The 6,273-nt window shown below is 38.6% G+C and carries 5 protein-coding genes and 1 pseudogene; 3 read left to right on the forward strand and 3 right to left on the reverse strand.

The window, feature by feature from the left end:
* From ABFX15_RS05095 to ABFX15_RS05105, 3 genes are all read left to right on the forward strand, one after another.
* On the forward strand, window positions 1–945 hold a 945-nt coding region (locus tag ABFX15_RS05095; RefSeq protein ID WP_346024404.1), incomplete at its 5' end, for a PTS transporter subunit EIIC.
* Window positions 946–1,039: 94 nt separating this feature from the next.
* The gene (locus tag ABFX15_RS05100) at window positions 1,040–1,681 is read left to right on the forward strand and encodes a sucrose-6-phosphate hydrolase (protein ID WP_346024405.1); all 642 of its coding nucleotides are present in this window, start codon (window positions 1,040–1,042) and stop codon (window positions 1,679–1,681) included.
* Window positions 1,582–2,502, forward strand: a complete 921-nt coding sequence (locus ABFX15_RS05105) for a glycoside hydrolase family 32 protein (RefSeq protein ID WP_346024407.1) — start codon at window positions 1,582–1,584, stop codon at window positions 2,500–2,502. Before ABFX15_RS05100 ends, ABFX15_RS05105 begins: the two co-directional genes overlap by 100 nt.
* Window positions 2,503–2,570: 68 nt before the next feature.
* Here the strand turns inward: ABFX15_RS05105 and ABFX15_RS05110 are convergent.
* The 3 genes and pseudogenes from ABFX15_RS05110 to ABFX15_RS05120 all read right to left on the reverse strand — a co-directional run.
* Window positions 2,571–2,909: pseudogene (locus tag ABFX15_RS05110) on the reverse strand (PTS sugar transporter subunit IIA); the annotation flags it as partial.
* A 553-nt stretch (window positions 2,910–3,462) separates the two neighbouring features.
* Window positions 3,463–4,806, reverse strand: coding sequence for a 6-phospho-alpha-glucosidase (locus ABFX15_RS05115; protein ID WP_346024406.1), 1,344 nt, complete (start codon window positions 4,804–4,806; stop codon window positions 3,463–3,465).
* An 85-nt stretch (window positions 4,807–4,891) separates the two neighbouring features.
* Window positions 4,892–6,217, reverse strand: coding sequence for an alpha-glucoside-specific PTS transporter subunit IIBC (locus ABFX15_RS05120; RefSeq protein WP_346024408.1), 1,326 nt, complete (start codon window positions 6,215–6,217; stop codon window positions 4,892–4,894).
* Window positions 6,218–6,273: the final 56 nt, after the last annotated feature.

Raw genomic sequence — 6,273 nt, forward strand, 5'->3', positions numbered from 1 at the left:
TCTCTTTCTTTCTGTCAGATTTGTATACGTTTCCTTATTTTACCTTTGCTGGAGACATTTGACAAGAAAAAAAGGCAATGGGATCCAGCAGACGTGAATACGCTGCTGGATCAAGTTGCCTTTTTTCGCCTCTTTTTTATCGGTATAGAATGCTTTTCTACAGTTGCTGGTGGAGATGCTGAAGCGATTATGTTCTTTGGATTTATTCCAGTTGTTGGCTACCAAGCATCTGTTATTCCAGCCTTTATTTCAGGGTTTATCGGAGCAAAACTTGAACAGAAAGTTCGTAAATTTGTACCGGATACATTAGATTTAATCGTGACTCCATTCTTAGTATTATCTGTGATGTCTATCTTAGCATTATTCGTTATCGGTCCAGTTTTCCGTTCAGTTGAAGGTGGCATCGTAGCTGCTATATTGGCATTATTAGAATGGCCGTTGGGAATCGGTGGTGCACTTATCGGGTTCTTCCACCAAATTATCGTTGTAACAGGTGTTCACCACGTATTTAACGCATTAGAAGTTGGTCTATTGGCTGACACAGGTGTCAATGTATTTAACCCAATTATTTCTGCCGCTATGGCTGCTCAAGGTGGAGCTGCATTAGCAGTAGGATTAAAGACAAAATCGAAAAAATTAAAAGCATTATCTGTTTCATCATTTATTTCCGTATTATTAGGAATTACAGAACCAGCTATTTTCGGAGTAAACTTACGTTATGTTAAACCGTTTGTTTTAGGATTAATTGGTGGAGCAATCGGTGGATTATTAGCTGCTTTATTCGGATTACAAGCAACTGGAATAGGAATCACTTTAATTCCGGGAATGCTGTTATACCTAGATGGCCAATTATTCTTGTATATCCTTGTCATGCTTATCTCAATTGCTTCAGGATTTATTCTTACATGGTTATTTGGTTACTCTGACAAAATGTTAAACAAATAGAATTTTTCGGAGGGGTGTGTGAATCGGGCAAAAAGCGCCCATTTCACACACTCCTCCGAAAAACTTAAACTTTTATTGAAAGGGAGCAACTTATATGGAGTGGACAAGAGAACAGAAGTGTCGAAAGCTAGAAGATGCAACAATAGATGAATTAACCCTGTTAGAAAAACAAGTTGCTCAATGTCCTTGGCGACAAACATTTCATATTCAACCGAAAACGGGGCTTTTAAACGATCCCAACGGACTAGCATTTTACCAAGGAGAGTACCATATCTTTTATCAATGGTTTCCACTTGGACCAGTTCATGGGCTTAAATATTGGTATCATCTTAAATCAACGGACCTTATTAACTGGCAAGATCTCGGAATTGGAATTACACCAGATCAATATTATGAAAATTACGGTGCATATTCAGGAAGTGGTTTTGAGCATGATGGTGATCTTTATTTAATGTATACTGGCAACCACAGGGATGAAAATATGGTACGTCACCCGATGCAAGCCATCGCTATTATGAAGCCAGATGGACAGATTGAAAAATTATTGGAACCAGTCATAAAAGATGTGCCTGAAGGTTATACGGAACATTTCCGTGACCGAAAGTTTGGGAACAAGACGGAATTTACTATGCAATTATCGGGGCGCAACGACAAAATGAAACTGGATGCACGGTTCTTTACTGTTCAACTAACGCAATGGAGTGGACTTTCCTTGGTGAAATCAAGACAGAATTAGATCATTTCGGCTATATGTGGGAATGTCCAGATTACTTTGAGCTAGATGGTAAAGGTGTTCTAGTGTTTTCACCACAAGGATTGGAACCGACAGAAGATAAATATCAAAATATTTATCAAACAGGTTTTCTTATCGGAGGCACACTAGATTTACAAACACACACATTTTCTCACGGGGAATTCAATGAACTAGACAATGGCTTTGATTTTTATGCGCCCCAATCATTTGAGGATGACAAAGGTCGTCGAATCATTGTCGGATGGATGGGCTTGCCTGACATCGACTATCCTACTGACAAAAATGGTTGGGCTCACTGCTTAACATTGCCACGAGAGCTTAAAATCGTCAACAATCGCCTCCACCAAGTTCCTGTTTCAGAACTTGAAAATTTAAGAAAAGAAGAACAACACCTTTCTTCCATAGTGGATAATAATGTTGTTGAGTTAGGGGCAGGCGTTCAATATGAGCTAGAATGTGAATTTACTCATATTCACGCACAAGAAGTAGGATTGCAGTTACGAGCAGGTAATGGTGAACAGACCATCCTGAAATACGATACAGTCAACAAAAAAATCATTTTAGATCGAAGTGAGTCTGGTATGGAAGTTGCAGTAGATTATGGAACGACACGTCAGGTTCCCTATGACGGGGAAAGCTTAAAACTGCGTATCTTTATGGATACTTCCTCCATTGAAATTTTCATCAATGATGGCGAATTTGTGATGACATCACGGATTTTTCCAACTAATGATGATAATAAAGTTAATATTTTTGCGGTCAATGGTTCAGTGGAAACGGAATGTAGGAAGTGGGACTACTAATATCGATTCCTAGAAATTCAAAAAAGCTGTGAGAAAAAACAATTCTATCTCACAGCTTTTTTGCTACATTACTTCTTTTCTAGTGTCATGACTGTATGATTACCTGCCTGCACTTCTTGGCATTCATCTTTGCGGACAATTTCTATTTGATCACCGTTTGTAATAACTACTAGTGTTACTGTACTTGTTGCCTTTTCATCGATTAACTCCAAATCAAAAGTTATTAATTTTTGTCCAATTTTTATCGTGTCCCCCTCTTTCACAAATGTCTCAAATCCTTCACCGTTCATATTCACTGTTTCAAGTCCAATGTGAATTAAAATTTCTGCTCCAAAATCTGACTGAATTCCTACCGCATGTTTTGTCGAAAACACTTGAATTACTTTCCCTGTCAATGGTGCTACTACAACCTCTTCTTTTTGCTTCTTTGTGAACTACCCACCACTTAAATCCTCCGGATTTTGAAGTGGGGGCTTCCTAAGAACTCCATTCTTGTCTGCACAGATTTCATGCAGGCAGAGGAATCGGATATGGGTAGGCTCAAAAGGCAGTCCCTGCCTCATAGGTTTTCTTTTACTTGGCTAACGCCAAGGAATACTCAGTAGGCTTGGTTGTCGCCTAGATATAGACTTGGTTATCATCTATACACAAAGCATACCAAATGAGAACGACATTTACCACTTCAAGCTATCGCTTGACCGAAATTCATCTCCCACTTTCACTGGTGCTTCGCACCCATACGCTTAGAAGTGGGAGACTTCTTTCGGAATTACGTTAAATAATCCTAACATTTTCTATCTCTCCCATGCTCAACATCTTTTTAGTAGGAACACTTAACAATAGGATGACAATAAATCATTCCCTTTCTTTAAATCCTTTACCTTTAAGAGGGTTCAGTTCCCATTTGCGAGAAATAAGGACTGAACCCTTCCATTTTCCAAAATTTAAGATAAATAACTGTTATCCCAACTCTGGCCAGAAATCTTTATTTGCTTCAATTAAATCATCTAGGATTTGTTTTGCTACTTTTGCACTTGGTACAGTTTTAGATAGGGTAATTGCCTGCCATAGTTTTGTGTACGACTTCTCTGACCATGCTTCTGCCACAAGTTTCTCTACAGCTACCTGTTGCTCCATTAATCCTTTTTGGAAACGTGGAATTTCTCCTTGTGTAATTGGTTCCGCACCGTTACTTCCTAAGATACAAGGAACTTCTACCATTGCAGTTGGCTCAAAGTTTGCAATCGCACCTTTATTCTCTACAATCAATAGCATACGCTCGTTCGTATTGTGGGCAATCGCACGGGCTAAATCTACAATGTAAGATGCGTGCTCATCAATTTCTAGTGTAGTCCCCTCTGAATTCCCTTTTTCTACAATTTTTTGACATTCACCAAAGACATGTTTCTCACGACCATCCATTACCATGTTTGCCCGAGTATAACTAGGATCTGTATGTGCCACCACTTCATCAGCCATGAAGTAATATTTTAAGTAGGTATTAGGCAACATATCAGGTGATAGCGGATAGAACTCTTTTACTACACCAAACGTATGCTTCCAGCTTTCATCATCATGCTGAGATTCACCTGCAGCCTCAAGCATCTCAGGGGAAGGTCCATAGCCATATTTCGCTACATGTTCTTTTAAACGAGGCATTAAATCATTACCATCTTTATCGCGAATGTCTGTCCACCATCCAAAGTGATTTAAACCAAAGTAACGTACAACCATATCTTTTCGTGATTTTAAACCTAATCCTTGTGCCATACGCTCTTCAATACCAATTGGCATATCACAGATATTGATTACCTTCGAGTCTGGTTTTAATAAACGACAAGCCTCCGCAACAATTGCAGCAGGATTGGAGTAATTCAACATCCATGCATTAGGAGAGTATTTTTCCATAAATTCAATAAGTTCCAATACTCCACCGATAGAACGCATTCCGTATGCAATTCCACCAGGTCCGCATGTTTCTTGTCCAACTACGCCATATTTCAGTGGAATCTTCTCATCCTTTTCACGCATTGCATATTTTCCTACACGAATATGTGCCATGACAAAATCAATGTCAGTAAAGGCAATCTCAGGATCAGTAGAAGCAACAAAATCAATATCAGGCGCTTGTTCTTTTAACATAATCTCACAAGCATCGGCAATCACCTTTTGGCGCTCTCCATCATTATCATAAAACTTAATCGTACGAATAGGAAATTTATCTAAATTATCCAATAACATTAATACAATTCCCGGTGTAAATGTACTTCCTCCACCTGCAATACAAACTGAAAACTTCTTCATAATAAAATTCCTCCAATAAAATTAAGTATTGTTATTTATATGTTAAGCTGCCCCTACCCTCAAGATAAGAGCAGTCTAGTTCACTTTACGCACTATGTTCCTTTAATATTTCATCCACTTGTGCTCGGATATTACCTACGCTACCGCCAATAATAACTTGACAAGCATTACCTTTTCTTACTACACCAAAGGCACCAACATCTTTAAAAACAGCATCTTCAGCCAATAAAGAGTTGTCTTTTACATTTACACGGAGGCGAGTCGCACAATTATTTACCTCAGCAATATTGTCAGCACCACCTAAAGCCTCAATATAAGCCATCGCAGGCTCTGTAAACTCATTAATCTCAGCACCTTGTTCCTTCGCCTTTGCTAATCTCTCTTTATATTCTTTCTTACTATAAAATGTTACATCCTCGCTATCTTCTTCTCTTCCAGGAGTTGCAAAATTAAACTTCACGATTAAGAATCGGAATACGAAGAAATAAACACCAGTAAAAATGAACCCAATAGTAATCTGCGTTAAATATGTTCCCCAGTGGTTATTGAATAACGGCAACCAGTTCAGAGCAATAAAGTCTATTAAACCACCACCGAAATTCCCTACTACTCCGAACGCAAACATTGTTGTAGACATTGTCGCTGCTAATACGGCATGTAAAGCAAATAATACTGGCGCAATGAATAAGAATGTAAACTCTAATGGCTCTGTAATCCCAGTCAATACTGCAGTCAATGTAACTGGAATTAAAATCGCAAGAACTTTCTTACGCTTTTCAGGTTTTGCAGTGAAGTAAAACGCTAACGAGATACCTATTGCCCCCCAAACTTTCGACATTCCATGTAAGGCAAATCCACCTTCTGGGAACAACTCAATTAACGGCTGCGTAGATTGAGCAAAATAATTCATGTTCTCAAACCACGTGGGCGTGATTCCACCTTCTATAATAGCTGGCCCTAATACAAATGGTTGCCAGATAAAGTGATGTAAACCAGTCGGAATTAAAATCCGCTCTAAGAATGTATAAATCCATACCCCAAATATCCCAGAAACAGCCATAAACCCTTGCAAAGAGTTAATACCCACTTGAATTTGCGGCCATACTATTGCTGTGATAATAGCAACCGGTATCATTACAAAGAAGCCAACCATATACACAAATACAGATCCTTGGAAAATCCCTAAGAAATCAGGTAATTTCTTATTGAAATAACGGTTGTGTATCCAAACAGATATAGCAGCAATGACAATCGCACCTACAATGCTTGTATCTAGTGTTCGAATCCCTGCAATTTCCTTTAATCCTGTACCTGCACCAATTTCACCAAAGTAATCAACACCTAAATGATTTCCAAAATGCTCTAAAATGCCTCCTACAAAATAGTTAAATGTAAGACTCAAGTTTCGCACCCCTAAGAACTCCGTTCTATCCTTTACATTATAAGGATTATTTAGATTAATCAGCT

This window comes from Alkalibacterium indicireducens (assembly GCF_039522005.1).
Classification (GTDB): domain Bacteria; phylum Bacillota; class Bacilli; order Lactobacillales; family Carnobacteriaceae_A; genus Alkalibacterium; species Alkalibacterium indicireducens.

What these genes read in the sequence shown, in the direction of transcription:
- ABFX15_RS05100 (WP_346024405.1), top strand. Translation starts at nt 1,040, where the DNA reads ATGGAGTGGACAAGAGAACAGAAGTGTCGAAAGCTAGAAGATGCAACA.
- ABFX15_RS05115 (WP_346024406.1), bottom strand. Translation starts at nt 4,806, where the DNA reads ATGAAGAAGTTTTCAGTTTGTATTGCAGGTGGAGGAAGTACATTTACA.